The sequence below is a fragment of the Pseudoalteromonas sp. SG45-1 genome (genome assembly GCF_014164135.1).
Classification (GTDB): domain Bacteria; phylum Pseudomonadota; class Gammaproteobacteria; order Enterobacterales; family Alteromonadaceae; genus Pseudoalteromonas; species Pseudoalteromonas distincta.
The window spans coordinates 49,673-74,663 of the sequence record NZ_JACJEP010000001.1; the positions used below are offsets into that span (position 1 = coordinate 49,673).

The 24,991-nt window shown below is 40.6% G+C and carries 25 protein-coding genes; 19 read left to right on the forward strand and 6 right to left on the reverse strand.

Going from position 1 to position 24,991, the window contains the following annotated elements; translation table 11 throughout:
* Positions 1-294: 294 nt before the first annotated feature.
* The 6 genes from tkt (at position 295) to H5117_RS00280 (ending at position 6,212) form a co-directional block, all read left to right on the forward strand.
* Complete coding sequence (gene tkt, locus H5117_RS00255) at positions 295-2,286, forward strand: transketolase (protein WP_182735921.1); 1,992 nt, start codon at positions 295-297, stop codon at positions 2,284-2,286.
* A 184-nt stretch (positions 2,287-2,470) separates the two neighbouring features.
* Positions 2,471-2,785, forward strand: coding sequence for a pyrimidine/purine nucleoside phosphorylase (locus H5117_RS00260; protein ID WP_002958974.1), 315 nt, complete (start codon positions 2,471-2,473; stop codon positions 2,783-2,785).
* Positions 2,786-2,962: 177 nt separating this feature from the next.
* Positions 2,963-3,319 (forward strand): ribosome hibernation-promoting factor, HPF/YfiA family, encoded by a 357-nt coding sequence (hpf, locus tag H5117_RS00265; RefSeq protein WP_007376058.1) that lies wholly within the window; start codon positions 2,963-2,965, stop codon positions 3,317-3,319.
* A 202-nt stretch (positions 3,320-3,521) separates the two neighbouring features.
* On the forward strand, positions 3,522-4,697 hold the full coding sequence (locus H5117_RS00270) for an NRAMP family divalent metal transporter (protein ID WP_182736056.1): 1,176 nt from the start codon (positions 3,522-3,524) through the stop codon (positions 4,695-4,697).
* A 71-nt stretch (positions 4,698-4,768) separates the two neighbouring features.
* A complete protein-coding gene (locus H5117_RS00275; protein WP_182735922.1) occupies positions 4,769-5,224 on the forward strand; it encodes a GNAT family N-acetyltransferase in 456 nt (151 codons plus the stop codon).
* A gap of 187 nt (positions 5,225-5,411) precedes the next feature.
* Positions 5,412-6,212 carry a hypothetical protein gene (locus H5117_RS00280; RefSeq protein ID WP_182735923.1) on the forward strand — a complete coding sequence of 267 codons (801 nt, stop codon included), beginning with the start codon at positions 5,412-5,414 and terminating at the stop codon, positions 6,210-6,212.
* Positions 6,213-6,465: 253 nt separating this feature from the next.
* Here the strand turns inward: H5117_RS00280 and H5117_RS00285 are convergent, their stop codons facing one another.
* From H5117_RS00285 to H5117_RS00295, 3 genes are all read right to left on the reverse strand, one after another.
* A complete protein-coding gene (locus H5117_RS00285; RefSeq protein WP_182735924.1) occupies positions 6,466-7,653 on the reverse strand; it encodes a VWA domain-containing protein in 1,188 nt (395 codons plus the stop codon).
* Between the two features lie 265 nt (positions 7,654-7,918).
* Positions 7,919-8,764 carry a MoxR family ATPase gene (locus tag H5117_RS00290; protein ID WP_182692907.1) on the reverse strand — a complete coding sequence of 282 codons (846 nt, stop codon included), beginning with the start codon at positions 8,762-8,764 and terminating at the stop codon, positions 7,919-7,921.
* Positions 8,765-8,816: 52 nt separating this feature from the next.
* Positions 8,817-9,056, reverse strand: coding sequence for a DUF1653 domain-containing protein (locus H5117_RS00295; RefSeq protein WP_039486721.1), 240 nt, complete (start codon positions 9,054-9,056; stop codon positions 8,817-8,819).
* A 60-nt stretch (positions 9,057-9,116) separates the two neighbouring features.
* Between H5117_RS00295 and H5117_RS00300 the strand changes: the two genes are divergently transcribed.
* From H5117_RS00300 to rpoS, 11 genes are all read left to right on the forward strand, one after another.
* Complete coding sequence (locus H5117_RS00300) at positions 9,117-9,596, forward strand: DUF2947 domain-containing protein (RefSeq protein ID WP_002958965.1); 480 nt, start codon at positions 9,117-9,119, stop codon at positions 9,594-9,596.
* A 75-nt stretch (positions 9,597-9,671) separates the two neighbouring features.
* Complete coding sequence (locus tag H5117_RS00305; RefSeq protein ID WP_002958964.1) at positions 9,672-10,307, forward strand: hypothetical protein; 636 nt, start codon at positions 9,672-9,674, stop codon at positions 10,305-10,307.
* A gap of 37 nt (positions 10,308-10,344) precedes the next feature.
* Positions 10,345-10,632, forward strand: a complete 288-nt coding sequence (ftsB, locus tag H5117_RS00310) for a cell division protein FtsB (protein WP_002958963.1) — start codon at positions 10,345-10,347, stop codon at positions 10,630-10,632.
* Positions 10,622-11,323, forward strand: coding sequence for a 2-C-methyl-D-erythritol 4-phosphate cytidylyltransferase (gene ispD / locus H5117_RS00315; RefSeq protein ID WP_182673805.1), 702 nt, complete (start codon positions 10,622-10,624; stop codon positions 11,321-11,323). The genes ftsB and ispD overlap by 11 nt, the downstream gene beginning before the upstream one ends.
* Positions 11,320-11,817 (forward strand): 2-C-methyl-D-erythritol 2,4-cyclodiphosphate synthase, encoded by a 498-nt coding sequence (gene ispF, locus H5117_RS00320; protein WP_024604077.1) that lies wholly within the window; start codon positions 11,320-11,322, stop codon positions 11,815-11,817. The genes ispD and ispF overlap by 4 nt, the downstream gene beginning before the upstream one ends.
* Positions 11,814-12,866 carry a tRNA pseudouridine(13) synthase TruD gene (gene truD / locus H5117_RS00325; protein ID WP_182735925.1) on the forward strand — a complete coding sequence of 351 codons (1,053 nt, stop codon included), beginning with the start codon at positions 11,814-11,816 and terminating at the stop codon, positions 12,864-12,866. The genes ispF and truD overlap by 4 nt, the downstream gene beginning before the upstream one ends.
* Positions 12,847-13,611: a 5'/3'-nucleotidase SurE gene (gene surE / locus H5117_RS00330; protein WP_024600608.1), complete on the forward strand. Its 765-nt coding sequence runs from the start codon at positions 12,847-12,849 to the stop codon at positions 13,609-13,611. Before truD ends, surE begins: the two co-directional genes overlap by 20 nt.
* Positions 13,601-14,239: a protein-L-isoaspartate(D-aspartate) O-methyltransferase gene (locus H5117_RS00335; RefSeq protein WP_182735926.1), complete on the forward strand. Its 639-nt coding sequence runs from the start codon at positions 13,601-13,603 to the stop codon at positions 14,237-14,239. Before surE ends, H5117_RS00335 begins: the two co-directional genes overlap by 11 nt.
* Before the next feature lie 9 nt (positions 14,240-14,248).
* Positions 14,249-14,827, forward strand: a complete 579-nt coding sequence (locus tag H5117_RS00340; protein WP_002958957.1) for a YqaA family protein — start codon at positions 14,249-14,251, stop codon at positions 14,825-14,827.
* A gap of 41 nt (positions 14,828-14,868) precedes the next feature.
* Positions 14,869-15,693, forward strand: coding sequence for a peptidoglycan DD-metalloendopeptidase family protein (locus H5117_RS00345; protein WP_182735927.1), 825 nt, complete (start codon positions 14,869-14,871; stop codon positions 15,691-15,693).
* Positions 15,694-15,728: 35 nt separating this feature from the next.
* The gene (gene rpoS, locus H5117_RS00350; RefSeq protein WP_002958955.1) at positions 15,729-16,703 is read left to right on the forward strand and encodes an RNA polymerase sigma factor RpoS; all 975 of its coding nucleotides are present in this window, start codon (positions 15,729-15,731) and stop codon (positions 16,701-16,703) included.
* A 91-nt stretch (positions 16,704-16,794) separates the two neighbouring features.
* Here the strand turns inward: rpoS and mutS are convergent, their stop codons facing one another.
* Entirely contained in the window at positions 16,795-19,380 is a 2,586-nt protein-coding gene (gene mutS / locus H5117_RS00355; protein ID WP_182735928.1) for a DNA mismatch repair protein MutS, read from the reverse strand.
* A gap of 21 nt (positions 19,381-19,401) precedes the next feature.
* Here mutS and H5117_RS00360 point away from each other — a divergent pair, with 21 nt between their 5' ends.
* The gene (locus H5117_RS00360; protein ID WP_182735929.1) at positions 19,402-19,890 is read left to right on the forward strand and encodes a CinA family protein; all 489 of its coding nucleotides are present in this window, start codon (positions 19,402-19,404) and stop codon (positions 19,888-19,890) included.
* 67 nt (positions 19,891-19,957) lie between these two features.
* A complete protein-coding gene (gene recA / locus H5117_RS00365) occupies positions 19,958-21,001 on the forward strand; it encodes a recombinase RecA (protein WP_002958952.1) in 1,044 nt (347 codons plus the stop codon).
* A 190-nt stretch (positions 21,002-21,191) separates the two neighbouring features.
* Here the strand turns inward: recA and H5117_RS00370 are convergent, their stop codons facing one another.
* Positions 21,192-23,315 carry a TonB-dependent siderophore receptor gene (locus H5117_RS00370; RefSeq protein ID WP_182735930.1) on the reverse strand — a complete coding sequence of 708 codons (2,124 nt, stop codon included), beginning with the start codon at positions 23,313-23,315 and terminating at the stop codon, positions 21,192-21,194.
* Positions 23,316-23,534: 219 nt separating this feature from the next.
* On the reverse strand, positions 23,535-24,701 hold the full coding sequence (locus H5117_RS00375; protein WP_182735931.1) for a DcaP family trimeric outer membrane transporter: 1,167 nt from the start codon (positions 24,699-24,701) through the stop codon (positions 23,535-23,537).
* Positions 24,702-24,991 lie beyond the last annotated feature (290 nt).

Here is a 24,991-nt window from a genome sequence, read left to right on the forward strand (position 1 = left end):
CTCACAAATATTGCGCTTCACAAACGTCGGTATTAGCGCTAAAAAATTAAGGGGCGTATTTTATCGAAAACAAAACACCTTGCATAGTGTTTTTACGCCTAGACGTCTAAATAAAATTACTAATAACTTTTTGGTCTTAAAAAATATTCATAATGCCTCACTTTTATAGGGTTTTTAATTGCACACAGCCCCCACAATAAGTAAGAATGGTCGATATAAACAAACCCAAGTTACTTGGGTGCATAAACAAACACATAAATACCCGCGCAAATACACATAAAGGTAGGAGAATTCATGCCATCTCGCAAAGAACTTGCAAATGCTATTCGCGTCTTGTCAATGGACGCAGTACAAAAGGCCAAATCTGGTCACCCTGGAGCCCCTATGGGCATGGCTGATATCGCAGAAGTATTATGGCGCGATTATCTAAAACACAACCCAACAAATCCAGAGTGGGCTGACCGTGACAGATTTATTCTTTCAAACGGCCACGGTTCAATGCTTATCTATTCTCTATTGCATCTAAGTGGTTACGACTTACCACTGGACGAAATTAAAAACTTCCGTCAAATGCATTCTAAAACACCAGGTCACCCTGAATATGGCTATGCACCAGGAATCGAAACTACTACGGGTCCATTAGGTCAAGGGATCACAAATGCCGTAGGTATGGCAATTGCTGAAAAAGCGCTAGCTGCGCAGTTTAACCGTGAAGGTCACGATATTGTTGATCACTTTACCTATGCATTTATGGGCGATGGCTGCCTTATGGAAGGTATTTCTCATGAAGCTGGTTCACTTGCAGGCACATTAGGTCTGGGTAAACTTGTTGCATTTTGGGATGACAACGGCATTTCAATCGATGGTGAAGTAGAAGGTTGGTTTACAGATGACACGCCAGCTCGCTTTAAAGCATACGGTTGGCATGTAATTAGTGGTGTTGATGGCCACGACAGCGATGCTATAAGTGCTGCAATTGCAGAAGCTAAAAGTGTTACCGATAAACCATCACTAATTTGTTGTAAAACAATTATTGGTTACGGCTCACCTAATAAATCTGGTAGCCACGATTGTCACGGTGCACCACTAGGTGATGACGAAATTAAAGCGTCTCGCGAATTCTTAGGTTGGACTGGCGATGCGTTCGAAATTCCTGATGATATTTACGCACAATGGGATAGCAAAGAAAAAGGTCAGCAGCTTGAATCAAGCTGGGACGAAAAATTTGCAGCATACGCAAAAGCATACCCAGAGCTTGCGGCTGAATACAAGCGTCGTATTAATAACGAACTGCCTGGCGATTGGGCTGAAAAATCTCAAGCGTACATTGAGCAATTACAAGCAAACCCTGCAAACCCAGCGTCTCGTAAAGCATCGCAAAATGCATTAAACGCATTTGGTCCGTTATTACCAGAATTTATGGGTGGCTCAGCCGATTTAGCAGGCTCAAACTTAACAATTTGGGATGGCTCTAAAGGTTTAACACACGACGATGCAAGCGGTAACTACATTTACTACGGTGTACGTGAGTTTGGTATGTCGGCAATTATGAATGGTATTGCCCTTCATAAAGGCTTTATTCCTTACGGTGCTACGTTCTTAATGTTTGTTGAATATGCAAAAAATGCCGTACGTATGGCTGCATTAATGAAGCAACCAAGCATTTTTGTATACACGCACGATTCAATCGGTTTAGGTGAAGATGGTCCAACTCACCAACCAGTAGAGCAAATTGCAAGCATGCGTTTAACGCCTAACTTATACAACTGGCGCCCATGTGACCAAGTTGAGTCGGCAATTGCATGGCAACAAGCTATTGAGCGTAAAGACGGTCCTACATCGTTAATCTTTACTCGCCAAGGTCTTGAGCAACAAGCGCGTGACGCACAGCAATTAGCAGACGTTAAAAAGGGTGGTTACATCCTTAGCTGTGACGGCAACCCTGAGATTATTTTAATTGCAACGGGTTCTGAAGTGCAACTAGCACAAGATTCAGCAAGCGAACTACGCAGCCAAGGTAAAAAGGTACGTGTTGTATCTATGCCATGTACTGATGCCTTTGAAGATCAAAGCGCAGAGTACAAAGAAAGCGTATTACCGGCATCTGTTACACGCCGCGTAGCAGTAGAAGCAGGTATTGCTGACTACTGGTACAAGTACGTAGGTCTAAATGGCGCAGTAGTAGGTATGACTACCTTTGGTGAGTCGGCACCTGCTGGTGAGCTGTTTGAGCACTTTGGTTTTACAGTGGCAAACATTGTAAGCAAAGCAAACGAGCTTTTTTAATCGCTTTGATTAAATAAAGTAAGTAATTGAAAAACCCGCACATGTTGCGGGTTTTTTTATGCCCTTACATGAAGCAACTTCACCTTGAACAATGCTGCTTTCCTTGCAAGAAAGTAAGCTATCAGGCAAGGTAGTGCGATAAAATTTATAAATAAAAATCTTAAATTAATAGCAGGAGCTAAAAATGCCAAAGTTCGATAACGTAAGTGTAGTAAAAAAAGCCAATGTATATTTTGACGGAAAAGTGTCGAGCCGTACCGTTATTTTAGGTGATGGCGAAGCGAAAACGTTAGGCTTTATGCAACCAGGTGAGTTTGTTTTTGATACAAACCAAAAAGAGTGCATGGAGCTTTTAGCTGGCCAATGGGATATTTTATTACCAGGGGCAAGTGAGTGGAAAACATTTAACGCAGGTGAATCGTTTAATGTTGATGCAAATGTAAGCTTTAAAGTAAAAGTATCTGATTTTGCTGACTACTGTTGTTCGTACACAGATTAATCAATACAGCTAGACGTCTGAAAGCCCATGTACTATGGGCTTTGCATAAACTTTGCGCAACGTATGATTTAAATCACCAAAAACCGCAAATAAACCTCAAATATCTCTCTTTTTTCCTTGTGTTAATCTAAATAGCCCCCAATACTATTTATGAGGTAACAAATAAAAGGATACCCTATGAAAATTAATCTTTCTGGTCACCATGTTGAAGTTACTGACTCTATTAGAGAGCACATCAACGAAAAATTTTCAAAAATCGAGAGCCACTTTCCATCGCTTATTGCACTCGATATTATTTTGTCTAAAGAGCATCATAAAATCCAAGCTGAAATTAGCACTAATTACGAAGGCACGCGCATATCGGTAAAAGGGGAAAACGAAGTTATGTACCCAGCCATTGCAAGCGCAGCTAAAAAACTCGATGCGGCACTAAAACATCGAAAAGGGCAGATAAAAGCAAACTTACACGAAAAGCCTGTTAGCACTACACCTGAAATCGCACACGAGATCATCCAAGAGATGGATCTTAAATAAAATTTAGTCACAAAGTATTGTAAAAAAGAGCCGTATGGCTCTTTTTTATTGCCTGTAATTTAGGTAAGTTATGCGTTCTTGCAGTTTATTAATCAAAAAAATTAATAAAAGCAGCGTATAACACACATATTTTGAGAAATTAATGCACACAACAAAAGCAGTATGGAAGTCTCGACTAGGTGCGCTTGGACCTGGAATACTCATGGCAACAGCCGCTATTGGCGGATCTCACCTAGTTGCCTCTACGCAAGCTGGGGCAATATTTGGCTGGCAATTATTTTGGCTTATCCTCGTTGTTAATGTTTTAAAGTACCCGTTTTTTCGCTTTGGTATGGAATACACACTCGCCACTAAAAATAGCCTAGTGGAGGGCTATAAAAGCAAAGGCCCGTTTTATTTTTACAGTTTTATCGGTTTAAACATTGTAGCCGCCGTAGTTAATACCGCCGGCGTATTACTACTTACTGCAAGCTTACTGCATTACGCGTTGCCCGTAGTGATAGAAGTAACACTGCTATGTTGGATATTATTAGGAGTGTGCTTAGCCATATTATTGTTAGGGCACTTTAAAGCGCTCGACAGTGTGGCCAAAGGCATAATGGGGTTATTAACGCTGGCTACCGTTATTGCGTTAGTTATCGCGTTTAGTAACGGCCCAATGGCACCTGCTGATTATGTGGGACCTTCACCGTATGAACTTGCCATGCTTAGCTTTATAGTGGCTTTAATGGGCTGGATGCCAGCACCTATCGAAATATCTGCATTAAGTTCTTTATGGCTAAAAGAAAAACAAGCGCAGCAAACAGTTTCTAAAAGCCAAGGCTTGTTCGATTTTAACGTAGGTTACTGGCTTACAGCTGGCTTAGCCTTGGTATTTTTTAGCTTAGGTGTATTAGTACAGTACGGGCAAACCAGTAGTATAGAACTTGGCGGTGTCGCGTTTGCCAAGCAGCTTATAGATATGTACGCACTCACAATAGGCGAGTGGGCAAGGCCGCTTGTATCAGCAATCGCCTTTTTATGTATGTTTGGCACTACACTCACCGTGCTAGATGGCTACGCCCGTACGCTTAACGAATCTCATAAACTACTTGGCTTTGGGCAATCAAAACACAGTCTAAATATTTGGTTAATACTACAAGCATTTGCCGGTATGGCCGTTATTTTATTTTTTAAATCAGCCCTTGGCCCCATGCTTACTTTTGCCATGACGCTTTCATTTGTAACAACGCCTGTTTTTGCATGGCTTAACTTTAGCCTTGTGCGCTCAGAGCCTGCTATAAAGCACAGCGTGTTATTACGTAGTTTAACGTGGTTAGGGCTAGTGTATTTAGTAGGCTTTGCTGTTGCGTTTGTAGTATGGAAACTAGCAGCCTAAATAGAGCCACTTACTTTAGGGTTTTAATTAAAGCCCTAAAGCATTAAATTCTAGGATTAAACGAGGTATAAATGGATATTAGAATAGGTAAGCTTTCAAACCCACACGTTATTAAGTTACTACAAGCGCATCATAACGATATGCTAAAACACTCACCCGCTGAGAGCGTGCATGCACTTGATGTGAGCAAACTCACTCAGCCCGATATAACTTTTTATAGCTTATGGATTGATAATAACTTAGCGGGTGTTGGCGCATTAAAAGCACTAAATGCGAGCGAAGGCGAAATTAAATCAATGCGCACATCAAGTAACTATTTACGCCAAGGCATAGCCGCTAAATTACTCGCGCATATTATTGAGCAAGCAACACTGCGTGGTTACAAAAAGCTAAGCTTAGAAACGGGCACTGCTGAGGCATTTTTACCTGCACAAAAGCTCTATGGCCAATTTGGTTTTAACCAGTGCGAGCCGTTTGATGATTATGAGCTAGATCCGTACAGTTTGTTCATGAGTAAATCGGTTTAAACCAAAATGAACGAGAAAGTAAGGTTTTATAGTCAGACGACGTATATATTATCTGTATGGCGGCTCAGAGTGTGAAGCTAACAGTCAAAAATTATGATGTATGAAGTCAAGATTTGACACTTTGCTTTCATGAGGGGAAGCCGAGATTGTGTTATGTTACTAGATGTCTATATAAAGGAAATGTTAAATGCTTAAGCATCTAAAAGTAAAAGTAGGTCGACTTTATATAAATTATTTCTTTTGGCTCGCTCTTTGGCTTTCAATAGCAACTCTTTTATACGGCTCATTTATAATTCTATCAGTAAAGGGAGAGTCTAGTAATATTTTAGCAAACTTTGGAAGCTTTTCTGGTGGAATGGCTACAGTTGTAGCTGCTCTTGTTGCTGTAAGAGAATTTATATTATTTAGGCATAATCAAGGTGTTAAAGAGTTTAGAGAGTTTTTTATTAAACAGGTACAACCTTTGCCTAACTTTATTCTTGAGATGGCCGATGAGGCTTATTTACTATTTGCTAAGTTGGATCGTAAAGCTGAAGAAGACTTAAAAAGACCCGAAGTAATCCATGAAATCCAAGAGCTTGAGAATAAATTAAAGCTGTTTGAAGAAAAAGTTTCTGCCCGACACCATCAGCTAAGTGCACAGGCTGCTAATATTTTTTCTATGAGTACATACTTAGAAATATTAATAGGCACGAAAACTAAACGTTTGCTTTGTATTTTAGAAGAGTTAGAAGACGCAATTCATAATTACGAGTTGAGAGCTGATTATTATACCAATACAGTCTCAAAAATGAGAAGCTCAGAAATAAAGTGTGATTGCGTAGTTAATAATAAAAACGAGTTTATATCGCACTATCCTGGCTTGGATTACAAACGAAGAGGATCACTATTTCATAGGATGCCAAAGCTCCTTGGAGCTAAAAGTAATTCAATAATAGGAGAAGTTTTTAAAATATATAAAGAGTTAGAAAAGTTAAAGATAACTTAAATTTACGACCATAAAAGAAGCTTCTATTTCTAAATAACCACAAAAATGAGAGGTGTTTTGCTTGCATACGATTAACGCGGTAAGTCGGGTTGTTTCTAATAAATTCATCATTTTTGTCGGATGGCGTGGCTGCGCCACTTATCCGACCTACGTCAAAAGGTAGGTTGGTTAAGCTGAAGGCGCCACCCAACAGGGTTTCAGATAAACGACTTGAAGGTCTGCCGCTGGCACTGAGCAGTCGTAAATTAATATTCTAACTCAGCTCTTTTATCGCTCTACTTATTCCATCCAAACTCAGCGGGTACATTCTGTTATCCATCAGCTGCTTTATAAAATCAATTGATTGATAGTACGGCCAGTGTTCAACGGGTTGTGGGTTGAGCCAGGCGACTTTATCAAAGTGGTTGGTAATGCGTGCAAGCCATGCACTGCCGGGCTCTTCGTTGTAGTGTTCTACCGAGCCGCCCGCATAAGCTATTTCGTAAGGTCCCATAGTGGCATCGCCAACAAATATTACTTTATAGTCGCTGGTAAATTTATTAATCAGCGTCATGGTGTCTATTACATTTGAATGGCGGCGCGCGTTGTCTTGCCAAACGTGCTCGTATAAACAGTTATGAAAGTAGTAAAACTCTAGATGTTTAAACTCGCTGTGGGCGGCGCTAAATAGCTCTTCGCAGGTGTGGATGTAGTCATCCATTGAGCCGCCAATATCAAACAGCATCAATACTTTTACTGCATTGTGGCGTTCGGGTGCCATTTTTACATCAAGCATGCCGCCTTGTTTTGCAGTAGCGCGAATAGTCTCGTTTAAATCAAGGGTGTCGCTTGCGCCTGTGCGGGCAAACTTACGTAACTTTTTAAGGGCGAGTTTAACTGTGCGCGAACTAATTTCTCTGTCGGTATCGAGGTTTTTGTATTCTCGTTTATCCCACACTTTTACTGCTTGGCGGTTACGATTGCCGTCTTGCCCTATGCGCACACCTTCTGGGTTATAGCCGTATGCCCCAAAAGGTGATGTGCCGCCAGTACCTACCCATTTATTACCGCCAGCGTGGCGTTTTTGTTGCTCTTCTAAACGCTCTTTTAAGGTTTTCATAAGCTCATCGAGTCCGCCCATAGCTTTAAGTTGGGCTTTTTCTTCATCGCTTAGGTTTTTTTCAAACTCTTTACGTAGCCAGTCTTCAGGTAAGTTGTGCTGTTGCTTTAAACTCTCGAGCAAATCAAGATCGGCAATACCGCTAAAGTAGTCGCTAAAGGCTTTATCAAACCTATCAAAATGCGTTTCATCTTTTACCATGATGGTGCGTGCTAGATGGTAAAAGGCGTCTACGTCGGCAAATATAACGCCTTTTTTTAAGGCGTTAATTAAATCGAGTAACTCGCGCAGGCTCACCGGTAAGCGGTATTTACGTAATTTGAAAAAAAACTGTACTAACATGTTTGGGCCTGTTTATCTTTCGAGGTTAAATTTGCAGCAGTGTGTTTGGTATTTAGGCAAGGCAGAGCCTATGTAGTGTGTTTATTCCCCGTAAATAGGCGATAACACAGCATAAATACCAAACACGCGCTGCCTGAAGGTTCGTCCTAGGGACGATTAACTCTTTGTTGCTCGGCTTTTACTTAGCCCACTAGGTTACAAACCTCGCGCCACGATTAAATCGTCCTTAGTTAGAACAAATTTAATCCTGAAAGGTCAACAGGCCCTAGCGGCTCATAAACGCGAGCTTTTCGATTAGGCTTATATCTTGCTCATTTTTAAGTAATGCGCCAAACATGGGCATTAAACCGCCTTTTTTAGCTTTGTCGTGCAGTGTTTTGGCGTCTATGTCTTCAGCCATTAAAAGCTTTAACCAGTCGAGTAATTCGCTGGTGGATGGCTTCTTTTTAAGACCGTTTGCTTCGCGCAGGTTAAAAAACACTTCGAGTGCTTGGCGTACTAAATCCTGTTTAACGTTAGGGTAGTGCACGTCAATAATTTGCTGCATTTCGTCGCTGCTAGGAAAATCAATATAATGAAAAAAGCAGCGGCGTAAAAATGCGTCCGGCAATTCTTTTTCGTTATTTGATGTGATGATTACAATAGGGCGCTCTTTTGCGACAATGCGCTCGTTAGTCTCATAAACATGAAACTCCATTTTATCAAGCTCAAGTAGTAAGTCGTTTGGGAACTCTATGTCGGCTTTGTCTATTTCATCAATTAAAAGCACTGGGCGTTTGCCGTTAAGCTCTGCATACGTAAATGCCTGCCAAAGCTTACCTTTAACGATGTAGTTGCCAATATTGTGTACACGCTCGTCACCTAGTTGGCTGTCGCGCAGGCGCGAAACCGCGTCGTACTCGTATAAACCTTGCTGCGCTTTAGTAGTCGACTTTATATGCCACTGAATAAGCGTGGTATCTAAGCTTTTAGCCAACTCCTCAGCCAGCATGGTTTTACCTGTGCCAGGTTCGCCTTTAATTAAAAGTGGTTTTTCGAGCATAATGGCAGCATTTACAGCTTGTTTAAGCGCGCTACTCGCTATGTAATTGTCAGTTGAATTAAATTGCACGGTGTACCCTTGTCTGGTCTGAGCAGTAAGTTATTTTGTTATAATGCCATAGTTAAGCAGCAGGTCCAATATAAGCAAAACGCTGTATGACCTCACCTTCTTTTTCAACAGTTTCTAAAAACATACTAAGTGGGCGCGCCCATATACCAAATTCACCATAAAGTGCTTGGTAAATCACAAGCTGTTCCTCGGTTTCGCTATGGGTGGCAACATGAATAACTTTATATTGCGGGCCTTTGTAGTGTTGGTATATGCCTGGTTTTAGGGAAAGTGGTTTTATTGCTGTAGTCATGTTTTGATCTCTTGTATAATTTGGCTTTGCACTTTTAATGTTAACTAATTTGCCAATACTATGAACTATATTTCTTTAGATGATTACAAAAAGGCGTGGGTTTTTCGCCACAAAGATTTACCTGTATCTGATGAAGACGCAGCAAAAATAAAGCCTATGAGCGACGAGCGCGCAGCCGTACTTTGGACAACCATGGTGAGCCGTGAGTTTGATCACCCTGATTTTTTTGAAGACACCGATTGGTGTGGTCAAGAAAAAAGCTTTAGCCAAGAAGTAGATTGGCAAGATGCGTGGGAAAATGGCGATGCGTTACCACCAGAAGCAATCTTAACGTTTTTAGATTGGGAAGCTAACACCACGGTTTATTTTTGTATGGCACGCGATAATATTATCGAAACGACGTTTGATGTATTTAAACGCAATTGGCAAAACTTTATGTTTTTAGCTGATGGCAGTTTATTGATTGGTAAAAAGCGTAATACGGTTGTGCAATTTTTAGAATCAGGTAAAGCAAAATTAGGTGAAAAGCCAAGCGCTTAAAATAGTGCGCTGCGCTTAAAAAACATTCAATACTGTGTTATAAAACATTTACCTGAATATTTTTGAGTACAGCTTTTGGTCGCTAAAAATCAGTCACTTGGTGCTCAACAGCAAGTTGAAATTTGGCAAACTGATGCACAAAAAGTGTTGTATGCACAATTGTGCAATGCGTTTTATCAGCGTGAGGTTCAGCGATTAGTTGCAGAGCCTAATGCCGATAAACTGCGCCGCCAGTTAAAAAGCCTACCTTATTATATTGAGCGAGCGGCAACGTTAGTTGCCAATGGTGACACGCCTTTTACGCTTGATGCACAAAATGGTACGTGGCTTGAAAAGCAAAAACCGACCCCACCCGATGTGAATGTTCAAGCTAATGAACTTTTTTATCAAACGTATGCCAAAGTGGGGCTTATTGTGCCCGTTATATTGCATGGCTACGATCAGGTGCGTCTTAGAATAGACAGTATCGATCAGTTAGGCGAAAATAAGCTGCATTGTAACGAGCTTGGTTGGTTTGATTTTTTAGGAAATGGGCTAGAGCAGCAAAATGCTCAGCTAATAAAGCCAAGTAAAGTGAGTTTAACCGCTGCATGTTGCGGGCATCAGTGGCAATTTTCGAAGCGTTGCATGCCACGGGTTTTATCACTACGCGAAATGCTTTTAGCGGGTAGTATTAATTGGCGCAATTTAAAGCGCCCCTTAGCGTATTAAAGTTAAGGTATTTGGAATTTAAAATAAGGAGTGTTAAATGCGTATTTTTCAAGTTGGCTTACTGTGCTTAGCACTGTTTGTACAATACAGGTTATGGTTTGGTCATAATGGTTTACAAGACTACACACGACTAAAAGGTGCAGTAACGTCGCATCATCAAACCAACGAAAAACTCATTAAACGTAATAAAGTACTTAAAGCAGATATTGAAGACTTAAAGCTTGGCCAAGAAGGCATTGAAGAGCGTGCACGCAACGAATTGGGAATGATTAAACCGGACGAAACATTTATTCGTGTTTTACCGGGCAAACAATATGACAAATAAACAGACTATTGCAGCAATTGTACCTGCTGCGGGTGTTGGCAGTAGAATGCAGCACAATGCGCCTAAGCAATATATACAATTAGCCGGTAAAACCATTTTAGAACACACCTTAGCTAAACTTTCTCAATTACCTCAATTACGCACTATTGTTGTTGCCCTTAGCGACAGCGACCCCTATTTTGACGAACTCCCACTGCTTGATAATCGCATTGTGCGAGCCAGTGGCGGAAAAGAGCGAGCCGACTCGGTGCTCAATAGCTTGCTTTTTTTAGCGCCTAACCCACCAACATGGGTATTGGTGCATGATGCTGCTCGTCCATTAGTTAATATAAGTGATATAGAACGTTTAATTGATGAATGCATTAACGCTGATGAAGGCGGTATTTTAGCTAGCAAAGTAAAAGACACTATAAAACGCGGCCACACTCATGCCCTACAAACTGTGCCGCGAGATGATTTATGGCAAGCACTTACCCCGCAGTTTTTTAAATATGACGAGCTTAAAAATGCACTGCAAAACGCATTAGCAAGTGGGGCTACTATTACCGATGAAGCCAGTGCAATTGAGTGGGCGGGTAAACCGGTTAAGCTTGTAGCAGGTCGTAGCGATAATATTAAAATAACCACGCCAGAGGATTTAGATCTGGCTGGGTTTTTATTACATAAACAACAAAACGAGAGTGGATTATGATACGAATTGGCCATGGTTTTGACGTACATAAATTTGGCGGCGAAGGCCCGTTAACTATTTGTGGTGAAAAAATTGATTACCCACAGGGCTTTTTAGCGCACTCAGATGGTGATGTTGCTATTCATGCATTATGCGATGCTATTTTAGGCTCACTTGCAATGGGTGATATTGGTAAGCACTTTCCCGATACGGCAAGCGAGTATGAAAATATCGATAGCCGTATTTTACTTCGCCATGTGGTGGGCTTAGCTAAAGAACAAGGTTATGTACTTGGTAATGGCGATGTGACTATTGTTGCTCAGGCACCAAAAATGTTGCCACATATTCAAGCTATGCGCGCTAATTTAGCCAGCGATTTAAATTGCGACCTTAGCCAAATTAACGTTAAAGCCACTACTACCGAAAAGCTAGGCTTTGAAGGGCGCAAAGAAGGTATTTCGAGCCATGCGGTGGTTATTATGAGTAAAGAGCTTGCGAGTACAAAAAACGCATGAGCGATTTAAATTATTTATACGGTGCACCGCTTTCTAAAGCTGATTTTAAAACCACAGCTGAAGACTTTATGGTTGATGAAGACTTAGGTATAGAATTTACCGGCAGTGGCGAACACGTGTGTTTGCAGGTGGTTAAAAAAGGCGAAAATACGCAATACGTTGCAAAGCTAATTGCGCAGCGTGCGGGTGTTTCACCGCGAGACGTAAGCTATGCAGGCATGAAAGATCGCCACGGCGTGTGCTCGCAGTGGTTTAGTGTAAAAGTACCGATTAAAAAGCCTATCGATTTTAGCGATTTAAATAGTGAGAGTATTTTTATTGTGTCGCAACAGCGCCACGACCGTAAGTTACGTACGGGCTGCCACAAAGGTAATAAATTTACTATTACACTTCGTAACGTAACCAAGCCTCTTGATATTCTATGCCGTATTAATGCCGTGCGCGCAGGTGTGCCTAATTACTTTGGCGAGCAGCGCTTTGGTCATGGCGGTCATAACTTAGTTATGGCTGAAAAAATGTTTGCCGGTGAGCGTATTCGCGATAAAAAGTTGCGCGGTATTATTATTTCAGCAGCACGATCGCATGTATTTAATCAGTTAGTGAGCCTGCGTGTAAAAGAGCATGGTTTAGCTAAAACAATGCATCGTGAAGTATTTATGCTTAGCGGCAGCAATGCATTTTTTGAAGATGCAATTAATGACGAAAACATAGAGCGATTAGCCACTGGCGATATTATGATGTCGGCACCTATGGTGGGTAAAAGTGAAAAAGGCTTAACCGAGCAAGAAAAAGTATGGCTTGTATCTTACCAAACATGGTGTGATGGTTTAGGTGAGTTAGGCCTTAAAAATGAGCGCCGAATGCTGCGCTTAATTCCACAAAACTTAACTGTTGAAACACTTGATGAAACCACACTAAAACTAAGCTTTGGTTTACCAAAAGGGTGTTTTGCAACCGCATTATTACGTGAGCTGGTGGATTACACAGATGCTAGCCCTCGAGAGCGCAAAGAAAAGGATAATGGCATAAATGAAGATACTGTTAAGTAACGATGATGGCGTAAATGCCAAAGGCATTGCGGTTTTATATCAGGCGCTTATACAAATTGCAGATGTAACCCTTGTTGCACCTGATCGCAACTGTAGTGGTGCGAGTAATTCTTTAACACTTATGAACCCGCTACGAGCGACTACACTCGAAAATGGTTTTATGTCAGTTAATGGCACACCCACTGATTGTGTACATTTAGGTGTAAATCAGCTAGCTGATGAAAAGCCAGATCTAGTTGTTGCAGGTATTAACCATGGTGCCAATTTGGGTGATGACACGCTTTATTCCGGTACTGTTGCCGCTGCAACTGAAGGTCGCCATTTAGGTCTGCCTGCAATTGCGGTATCGCTTTGCTCACATAATGGCGATCATTTTGAAACAGCCGCTGCTGTTACCGTAAATATTATTAAAGGCTTGGCTTCGCATCCGCTGCCTAAAGATCAAATAATAAATATTAATGTGCCAGATATTCCATTAAGTGAATTAAAAGGGGTGCAAGTAACACGTTTAGGTGCTCGTCATAAAGCTGAAACGATGACGAAACAAACCGATCCTTGGGGGCGTGATATTTATTGGTACGGATCGCTTGGCACCGAAAGCGATGCTGGTGAAGGCACCGACTTTTACGCAATCAATAATGGCTATGCCTCAGTTACGCCACTGAGTGTTGATATGACAGCTAAAGATAGCTTAAAGGCAGTAGGAGAATGGTTAGCCGACTTGGAGATTAATCGTGCTCGCTAATTATACCCGCAGTGCTAAAGCGCTTTCTGACTTACTAAAGCGTGAAGGTGTTGAAGATACGCAAGTACTTAGTGCTATAGCTGATATTCCGCGCCATATTTTTATAGATGATGTGCTAAAACACAAAGCCTATGAAAATACAGCGCTCCCTATTGGGCAAGGGCAAACAATTTCTCAGCCTTACATAGTAGCGCGCATGACAGAGCTACTTCGTTTAGCTGGTGTGCGCAATAAAGTGCTAGAAATAGGTACGGGATCTGGGTATCAAACTGCAATATTGGCCAAAACGTTTACAAAGGTTTACTCGGTAGAGCGTATTAAAACACTTCAGTGGCAGGCAAAAAGACGTTTGCAGCAACTCGATTTATATAATGTAACCATGAAGCATGGCGATGGTTGGCAAGGCTGGCAATCACAAGCGCCGTTTGATGGTATTATAGTGACTGCTGCGGCCTCTAAAGTTCCGCAAGACTTACTTGCTCAGTTGGCCGATGGTGGCGTGTTATTAGCCCCAATTGGTGAGAGCGATCAAAAATTAGTAATGGTTATCCGCAAAGGCGATAATTACAAAGAGCATGTTATTGCTTCCGTTAGATTTGTGCCGTTAGTACCTGGCGATATTGAATAGGAATTCATTTTGAAGTTGTTTACCAAGTTATACGATATGGCCCTAGTGTGGGCAAAACACCGTCATGCGGAACGTTACTTAGCTGCTATGAGCTTTGCAGAATCAGTTTTTTTCCCGATACCACCCGATGTAATGCTTGCACCTATGTCGCTTGCGCAACCAAACAAAGCATGGCGATTTGCAAGCTTTGCCACAATAGCATCGGTTATTGGTGGAGTGGTTGGTTACTTACTTGGTTTTTGGCTATTTGAACCCGTTGTAGAGCCATTGATTGCACAAATGCACTGGCAAGAAAAGTTTGATATAGCACTAAACTGGTTTAAGGATTACGGTGTTTGGGTTGTGTTTTTAGCCGGTTTTTCGCCTATACCATATAAAGTATTTACGATTGGCGCAGGTGTTTTACAAATGGCATTTTTGCCATTTTTAATAGCATCAGCCATTGGGCGCGGTGCGCGATTCTTTTTAGTTTCAGCCTTAATGAAGTGGGGCGGAGCTCAAATGGAGCGAAAATTACGTCAGTATATTGAAATACTTGGTTGGGGATTAGTGGTATTAATTGCGCTAGCTTACTTTTTATTGCGTTAAGCGTTAAAAATATCAATTTTCTAATTTAGGGGAAAAATACAATGAATAAACAGTGTTTACTGTATGTAACTATATTTATTAGTATTTTTCTCTTTGGTTGCTCTTCTCGCCATGTTCCTGCACCTGTTAATAGCTTAAATAATAATGTTAATGATTTAGGTCATACTGTTAACATCAATGGGGCTAGCTATAAAGTACAAAAAGGAGATACGCTCTACTCTATTGCCTTTAGTGCTGGGCAAGACTTTAGATTACTTGCAAAAAACAATTCAATTCCATCACCTTACACAATTTTCCCTGGGCAAAACATCTCCTTACTCACTAAGCCCGAAAAAACAAAAAGGGATGGAAATTATACGAATTCGAGTAAAAAGTCTATAAAAAAATTACAAAAAAATAACAAAATTTTAAAGAAAGAGCTTGATCCCCCAAAACAACGAGAGTATGTTCAGAAACAAGCCAGTAACAAAATTAGTAATACTAAACGTTTGTCGAGCAGTAAAGTTAAGTGGTTTTGGCCTGCACAGGGCAAAATTACCAAACGCTTTTCTAATAAGGAAAACGGTTATAAAGGTTTACAGATTACTAATCGCAAAGGGGCTTCAGTCTTAGCTGCGGCACAAGGAACAGTGGTATACGCGGGTAACGCCCTTCGAGGTTATGGTAGTTTAATTATATTGAAACATAATGATGATTACCTAAGTGCTTATGCACATAACTCGAAATTACTTGTTAAAGAAAAGCAGAAAGTTAAGGCAGGACAAAAAATAGCAGAAATTGGTAATTCAGAATCTCCGGTCACCGCGCTTCGCTTTGAAATTCGCTACCGAGGGCAAGCTGTCAATCCTGCTAAATACCTACCCTAATTTTTAGGTATTGATAATTGCTCGGGAGAAGGCTTATGGCTAGCGCAGCAAAACTTGACAAACATACTACGACTGACGAAAAGTTCGATGACATCGATGTTGATGAAAGCACAGCTCTACTAGATAAAGTAGACGACGATGAAATCTTTGCTAAAGAAGAAGTAACTAAAAATCTTGACGCAACTCAACTTTATTTAGGCGAAATTGGTTTTTCTCCTTTGCTTAGTGCTGAAGAAGAAGTGTTTTTTTCTCGCAAATCACTTCGAGGGTGTGAAGCCTCACGTAAACGTATGATTGAAAGTAACTTACGTTTGGTTGTTAAAATAGCACGTCGTTACAATAATCGCGGCCTTGCTCTACTTGATTTAATTGAAGAGGGTAACTTAGGCTTAATTCGCGCAGTTGAAAAATTTGACCCTGAGCGTGGATTTAGATTCTCTACTTACGCTACATGGTGGATACGTCAAACAATTGAACGTGCCATTATGAACCAAACGCGTACCATTCGCTTACCTATTCATGTAGTTAAAGAGCTTAATGTTTATTTACGTACAGCGCGTGAGTTAACTCAAAAGCTTGACCATGAGCCAACAGCTGACGAAATTGCAGCTTGCCTAGATAGACCCGTTGAAGACGTTACTAAAATGCTACGTTTAAACGAAAGAATTGCATCAGTAGACATGCCTATTGGTGGCGAAAACGACAGTGTACTACTTGATATCATCCCTGATGAAAAAAGTGCTGGTCCTGAAGGCGAAGTACAAAATAATGATATTAATAAACATATTGTTGATTGGTTAGGTGAATTAAACCCTAAACAACGTGAAGTGTTAGCACGTCGATTTGGACTGCTTGGCTATGAGCCATCTACACTTGAAGATGTAGGTCGTGAAATAGGCTTAACACGTGAGCGAGTAAGACAAATTCAGGTAGAGGCATTACGTCGTCTAAAAGACATTTTGCAACAAGAAGGTTTAAGTACAGATAGCTTGTTTAATCAGTTTTCGTAACTAGTTAAATAGTTTAAGAGACTATGTGTGTTAAAAAGCCGAAGAGTTTATTCTTCGGCTTTTTTTATGCTTGTAAATTAGGTGATATAAATTACAGCAATGCTTTTAGTTTATATAACAAATCGTGCGCTTGGCGTGGCGATAAATTATCAGGGTCGATTGCGCTTAACTGCTCTTCAACTTCAGAAGGTGTACTTTGTGCAATTTCGTTATTAAAAGTAAAGGCTTGTTGCTCTGTATTTGGTGCAGTAACGCTTTGATGATTTTCAAGCAACTTAAGTTTTTGCTTTGCTTGTGCAATCACAGCTTTTGGCACACCTGCAAGAGCTGCTACTTGTAAACCAAAGCTTTTGCTTGCTGCACCGTCGAGAACTGTATGCATAAACGCAATAGTGTCGTTATGCTCTATTGCATCAAGGTGCACGTTTACAAGGCCCGTAGTTTGCTCAGCAAGTTCTGTTAATTCAAAGTAGTGCGTAGCAAACAATGTTTTAGCAGATATTTTTGATGCTAAATGATCGGCTGTTGCATACGCAAGAGAGAGTCCATCGTAAGTACTTGTACCGCGACCAATCTCATCCATTAACACTAAAGACTGCGCCGTGGCATTATTTAAAATAGTCGCTGTTTCGGTCATTTCTACCATGAAGGTTGAACGCCCTGATGCTAAATCATCGCTTGCACCAATACGTGTAAATATGCGGTCGATATTACCAATTTTAGCGCTGTCAGCGGGTACATAACTGCCAATGTGAGCCATTAAAACAATAAGTGCCGTTTGGCGCATATAGGTTGATTTACCGCCCATGTTTGGACCGGTAATAATTAGCATTTTACGTTGGCTGTTTAATTCAACAGGGTTAGCAATAAACGGTTCTTTCATTACTTGTTCAACAACAGGGTGACGACCTTGCTTAATGCTTATATTGTCGTTATCGCACAATTCTGGTTTTGCATAATTGAGTGCGAATGCACGCTCAGCTAAATTGTTTAAAACGTCTAAATCGGCCAATGCTGCTGCCATCATTTGCAACTGCTCAATATGTGGAGCAATAAATCTAAACAGCTCCTCGTATAGTTGTTTTTCAAGCGCGAGAGCTTTTGATTGGCTACCGAGTACTTTATCCTCGTGCTCTTTAAGCTCTGGAATAATGTAGCGTTCGTTATTTTTAAGCGTTTGGCGACGAATGTAGTCGGCTGGCACTAAGTGCGCATTAGCTCTACTTACTTCAATAAAAAAGCCATGTACGCGGTTATAACCAATTTTAAGCGTACTAATGCCCGTACGTTCGCGCTCTCGCAGTTCTAATTGCTCAAGGACATCAGTGGCACCTTTGCTTAAGTTACGCCACTCATCAAGTTCACTATTGTAACCTGGAGCAATAACACCACCGTCACGAATAAGTACCGGTGGGTTTTCTATCACAGCTCGTTCTAATAACGCTTGTAAATCAGGGAGTTCAGGCGAGTGCTTGATGATACCTGCTATACGAGGATCGTTAGCGTCAGCTAACAAAGTATGCAGTGGTGCAAGTGCTTGTAGCGCACTGCGCAGGCGAGTTAAATCACGCGGGCGTGCAGTACATAAAGCTAGGCGTGCAATAACACGCTCTACATCACCAATATCTTTTAATGATTCGTGTAATTCACCGCAAAGCTGCGCATCTAAAATAGCGCTAATGGCATTTAAACGTGAATTTAGCTCGTCTTTATTACGAATTGGTGTATGAATACGGCGCTTAAGTAAGCGAGAACCCATAGGTGTGGCTGTTTTATCAAGTACTTGAGCAAGTGTATTTTCAAACCCGCCTGATAAATTAACAGTTAATTCTAAATTTTTACGGGTAGCGGCATCTAAAATAACAGCGTGTTCGTTGTGCTCAAGCGTAATTGCACGAATATGCGGCAGTGCAATACGTTGTGTATCTTTTACGTATTGCATTAGGCAACCTGCAGCAACAAGCGCGCTATGGGCTTTATCAACACCAAAGCCAACTAAATCTTTAGTACCAAACTGATCGCATAATAAATGCTGAGCCGTATCTAAGTCGAATTCCCACTCTGGGCGACGGCGAGCGCCTTTTATATGTTCAATTAAATGAACGTTTTCAAAGCTTTCGCTATACAGAAGCTCGGCTGGTGATAGGCGCTGAATAGTTGAGCTAAAGGCTTCGTCGGTATTTACTTCGACAATATTAAAACGACCAGAGTTAATGTCTAAATAAGCAATCCCGTATAAGCCTTTTTTACTTTGCCAAACGCTGGTAAGGAGATTGTCTTGTCGTTCTTGTAAAAGCGCTTCATCAGAAATTGTACCGGGTGTAACTATACGCACTACTTTACGATCAACAGGGCCTTTACTGGTTGCAGGGTCTCCCACTTGTTCGCAGATAGCGACTGATTCACCCATTTGGACTAGACGTGCTAAGTAGTTTTCTACCGCATGGTAGGGTACGCCCGCCATAGGGATAGGATCGCCGCCAGCTTTACCACGATGAGTTTGCGAAATATCGAGTAATTGAGCGGCGCGTTTAGCGTCATCAAAAAAAAGTTCGTAAAAATCGCCCATACGATAAAACAATAAAATATCGCGATGCTCTGATTTTATTTTTAGATACTGCTGCATCATAGGGGTTTGTTGTTTTATAGTGTGTGGTGCATAAAGATCAAACGACATGTATTTACCCAAAGGCTGAATATGGAATTACATCAAGAGATTAAAACACTTGCTGCGCAATTAGGCGCTATTTTAACGGATAAATGCTTATGGATCACTACTGCTGAGTCATGTACTGGTGGCGGAGTGAGTTATGCGCTTACCGATACACCTGGAAGTTCAGCTTATATCGACCGTGCATTTGTCACTTATAGTAACCAAGCAAAGCAAGATTTGCTCAATGTTAGTGCTAGTACATTAAATCAATACGGTGCTGTGAGCGAGCAAACAGTCCATGAAATGGTAGTAGGTGCTATTAAAGCAACAAACGCTAATATATCTATAGCTGTATCGGGCATTGCAGGGCCTGGCGGGGCGACAGAAGGTAAACCTGTTGGACTTGTATGGTTTGGCATACAAATTGATGACAAAGTACTGACCTTTAAACAAATATTTACTGGTGATAGGGCTCAAGTAAGACTGCAAGCTATTGTATTTGCATTAAAAAGTGTAATAGATGAGATAAAATGAAAAAATTAGCTTGATACTGTGATTTCATACAGTATACTTGTTCGCATTAGCTGGATTGGAGAACAAAATGAACGATAACAAACAAAAAGCGTTAGACGCAGCACTATCACAAATTGAACGTCAATTTGGTAAAGGCTCAATTATGAAATTGGGTGACAACAAAGCGTTAAACATTGAATCTGTATCTACAGGTTCACTAGGTATTGATATTGCCTTAGGCATAGGTGGCTTACCTATGGGACGTATTGTTGAAGTGTATGGTCCTGAGTCATCTGGTAAAACAACGCTTACTTTACAAGTTATCGCAGAAGCTCAAAAAGAAGGTAAAACATGTGCCTTTATTGATGCTGAGCATGCTCTAGATCCTGTATATGCACAAAAACTAGGTGTAAATATTGATGATCTTTTTGTATCTCAACCTGATACAGGTGAGCAAGCACTAGAAATTTGTGACATGTTAGTACGTTCAAGCGCAGTAGACGTTGTTATTATTGACTCGGTTGCTGCACTTACACCAAAAGCTGAGATTGAAGGCGACATGGGCGACTCGCACATGGGCTTGCAAGCACGTTTAATGTCACAGGCATTACGTAAGCTTACTGGTAATATTAAACGTTCTAACACGTTATGTATTTTCATTAACCAAATCCGTATGAAAATTGGTGTTATGTTTGGTAACCCAGAAACAACAACGGGTGGTAATGCACTTAAGTTTTACGCATCGGTACGTATTGATATTCGTCGTATTGGTTCTGTGAAAGAAGGTGATGAAGTTGTTGGTAACGAAACCCGCGTTAAAATTGTTAAAAACAAAGTAGCGCCGCCATTTAAACAAGCTGAATTTATCATCATGTATGGCGAAGGTATTTCTAAGCAAGGCGAGTTAATTGATTTAGGTGTTAAGCATAAAATTGTTGAAAAAGCAGGTGCTTGGTACAGTTACAGTGGCAACAAGGTTGGCCAAGGTAAATCTAACTCAATTAAGTTTTTGAAAGAAAACCCAGAAATTGCAGATGAGATCGAAGGTAAGTTACGCGAAATGCTTTTACTAAAAGCAACTATTGAACCTGAAGACGGTGAAGATAAGTTAGGCGACGATCCAGACCTTTAAACTGCACCCAAATGAGTTTTTAAGCTTGATTTGACCCGAGCTTTGAAAAGCGCTAATCAGTAATGATTAGCGCTTTTTTGTTATTAAAAACTTACATCAGGTTAGATAAAATAAAAACGACACATTAAAAATGTGTCGTTTTTTTCTATTGAATTAAAAAAATCTAGAGTCTTTAATTAATCAAATATATTTATAATTGCCAGTTTACAGATAGGGCGTAGTTACGAGGTGCACCGTAGTAACCTTGTGCCCAGTACAGGCTGTGCAAATATTTTTCACCGGTGGTGTTATTTACATTGAAAGTGACTCCTACGTTATCTGTAATTTCGTAAGTGGCCATTAAATCAAGTAACCCGTATGCATCTTGGTGAGTAGTGACGCTTGCAATACCATTTGCATCTTCGACTTGAACTCGGCTAGTTGAATCCTGCCAGCGATAGTTTGCACCAAATGATAAACCATCAACTAAAGGTACTTGGTAGGTTGCGGCCACTTTAAGTTGGTTTTCAGGTGTGTAATCTTTAACTAAATCATCACCATCAATAGTTAGGTTACTAAAACTTACACTTGCGCTTAAATCATCAGTTATTCGACCACTTAGTTCAACTTCAAAGCCGTTGCTGTTAATACCATCTGCTGCATAATAACGCGTATCACTAGGTAGTGAGTCGGGTAAAGCTATGGCAAGCCCTTCCTGCTTTGCATCGAAGTAAGCAAAAGTTACGAAAATTTGGTCATCAAGTAACTGTGCTTTTATACCAACTTCACTGCTTTTACCTATTACGGGAGCTAATTGGTTGGCATTAATATCAAGCTCTTTTTGCGGTACAAATGTTTCTGTGTAGCTTGCATAAGCTGATAGAGACTCGTTAAAGTCGTACACCGTGCCAATATAAGGAATAACTTCAGAGTCGCTTCTTGTTTGCTCAACACCGTAAGCACTCCCTTTTGTTTTCCAATCGGTATAACGCACACCAGCGAGCACACTTAAAGGCTCACTTAATCTAATGCGAGTAGATATGTAAGCTGATTTTTGCTCGTTAGTAATATCACTACCATTTAAGCCATCAGCAAGTGTTGCCTCTGGTACTACACCATCCCACGTTTTAAGTGATGGCATAGCTGGAAAACCATTGCCTGTAGTATAATCGTAAAGAGACTGCTCGTTGTAATCCATTTTAGCTTGGCTAACACCAAATGATAGGTCGTGCTCTTGGCCAAATAAATCAAACTTACCACTGGCATATAAATCAAATAAGTCATGCTTATCTTCGTAATCATAACGGCTAGCATAACCTGTTAAACCAAGTTCAGTATCTTTATCAGGGGTGCCGTATACGTAGAACAACTCTGAGTCTTGTTCGTTTTCGATGTGAGCATAACGTGCTCTAGCTACCCATGTTGCCGATAAGTTTTGTTCAAGTGTTACATATACTTGCTCAGCACTGTTATCCCAGTAAGACCAGTCAGCAGCAGTGCTGGTTGATTCGTCGTAATCGGTTGCTGTTCCGTCTGTATAATAAAGAGGTAGTGCACCCCACAGCGGGCTATCTGCGTCTTTTTGTTGGTTAACATAGTTAACGCTTAATAATGTGTTGTCTGTTAATTTGCCTTCGTAGGCTAAGTAAACAATGGTTTTATCTGTTTCGTAGCGATCTAAATATGAGTCAGCTTTTTGCTTTGTAAATACAGCGCGTACAGCGTGGTCTTCATTTATTGGCGTAGATACATCTAAATCTAAACGTTTTTTATTCCATGAGCCATAAGATGCTGATGCATTTGCCTGTGTTGTATAAGTTGGCTTTTTTAAAACCATGTTTACAGTTGCAGAAGGATTACCAGCGCCAGTCATTAAACCATTAGCACCGCGAACTATCTCTACACGGTCATAAATTGATGTATCAAGACTGCCTTGAATAGAGCCTGAGCTTTGTGGGATCCCTAAGCCATCAACTTGAAAGTTCGTAATTTCAAAACCACGGGCCTTAAAGTAAGTACGATCTGTTTCTATTTGCTCTACTGTTACGCCTGGCGTGCTTTCAAGTACTGAGTTTATGTCGTCTAGTGAAAAGTCGTCCATTAGTGCGCGTGAAACTACCGAGATTGATTGTGGTGTTTCTTTAATTGTTAAACCTAGTTTGGTAGCCGATTGCGCTTCTTCAGTAATGTAGTTTTTATGATGCTGACCATATACCGCAATTTTTTCGAGAGGTTCAGATTTTACATTTGCCTCATCAGCAAGTGCATAACCAGATAAAATTAAAGAAGTAGCAAAGCTTAGTTTAGATAAACGCAAAACTTGAGGGGACGACATAAGTTTTTCCAGTTAGTTCAAAAGAAGTGCGTAACTTAATCTAAATGATATCGATTTGCAATTGTGTTTAGTGTTTTTATCAATAATAATTCTATTTTTTTGTATCTTAGCGCCACATATAAAGATTTTAGGTACGAATTGATGAATTATATAGAACTCAATCTCGCTTATAAAAAAAGCGGCCTAGGCCGCTTTTTAAAGTAGTTAGCTTTCTAGTTATTAAAAAGAGTATTTAACAGAAAACTGTAAGCGGTCTAAATCGCCATCAACGCCGCTTTCAGTTTCACGCTCAGCATGCTTTAGCTCAGCACCAAAAGTTAGACGTTTAACCGGTGAGTATAGAATGTTAGCGCTATAGCTTTGGCTTGATTCAGTCGGATCACCAGAAATAGCTAATAAATCAGTGTTGTTATCAGCACTGAAGAATGAATATAAGAACGTTGAACGCCATTGGCTTGTCCACTTGCGCTGGTAAGCAACAAAACCAGAAGTCGAATCAATTGCATCTAGTTCATCACCATTAAGTACAGCACCGTGAGCAACGTTTAAGCCTACGTAACGGCCTAAGCCTTTACCTTGAGTAAGCATAAATTTAAGGTTGTCTTCACCAAGGTTTATTTTACCTGATGCACTAATACCAAAAGAAGTTTCATCTGCATCAACACTGCCTACTTTATAAGTAAGTTGGCGAGCAAGCGCTGCAACCACAATGTTACCCCAATCGGCTTTGTGTGTGTAACGAGCTGTAAAGTCAGGCAATGATGCATCATCAGTTACTACCATACCGCTAGTAGTAGAAATTGTACTTTCTGGGTTTTCTAATGAAAACGACCATGCGCCAGTGGTGTATTTAATTTGCGATTGACGCACAAACACAGTGCCCTCAGCAGGGCCTACAAAATCAAGCGTTTCAGCAAGCGCTCCCACGTTTTGGAAGTTAGACCATGTTTGACCAAATAACCAACCATCGTAAGTCACAAACGCATGGCGAATACGCGGGGCGTAAGAATTTGAAACTCGCTCATTACCGCCAGCAGCCGAGGCCAAAAAGTCAATTTCAATTTTAGTATTAACGGTTTTACCGTTATCCATAACAGTGGCTGTGCCAAAGTTAAAACGTGACTCACGAGCATGCATATCAAATACAGCATCTGAGCTGTTATCATCGCCAACTGTTAACGTACTTGGTACGTAAAAGTCACGACCTACGTTTGAGCCTGCAGGCGCACCCGCTGAATAATCACTCCACATAGAGTCGAGTTTAATGTATCCACCGTAAGTAAATTCCGTATCACCAATTTTTGCGGCAGTCGCTGCATAAGCAGTGCTTGATAGTGCACATAATACAGCGCTTGCTGCTAATGTTTTTAATGGGGTAAATTTCATTGTGGTGTCCTTTATAGGCTACTTGTTGTTTGTTGCTTTTTTTTTCATGTAAGGTTGTATTACTTGCTACTAGTATTACTTACGAATAAAAAAGGGTGTTAATTTGGCTTTTCAATACACATATTGTTTTCATTCGTTAAATAAAGCTTTGGCAAGTAATACCGCAAATATCTTTATTAAAGTACACAAACACTTTTGAATATGTGCAATATTTACTCAATTACCTATTGGTCTATAAGACTAAGGTTTTAGAGTTGATTAGTTTGCATTTACTTACATTTAACGCGTTG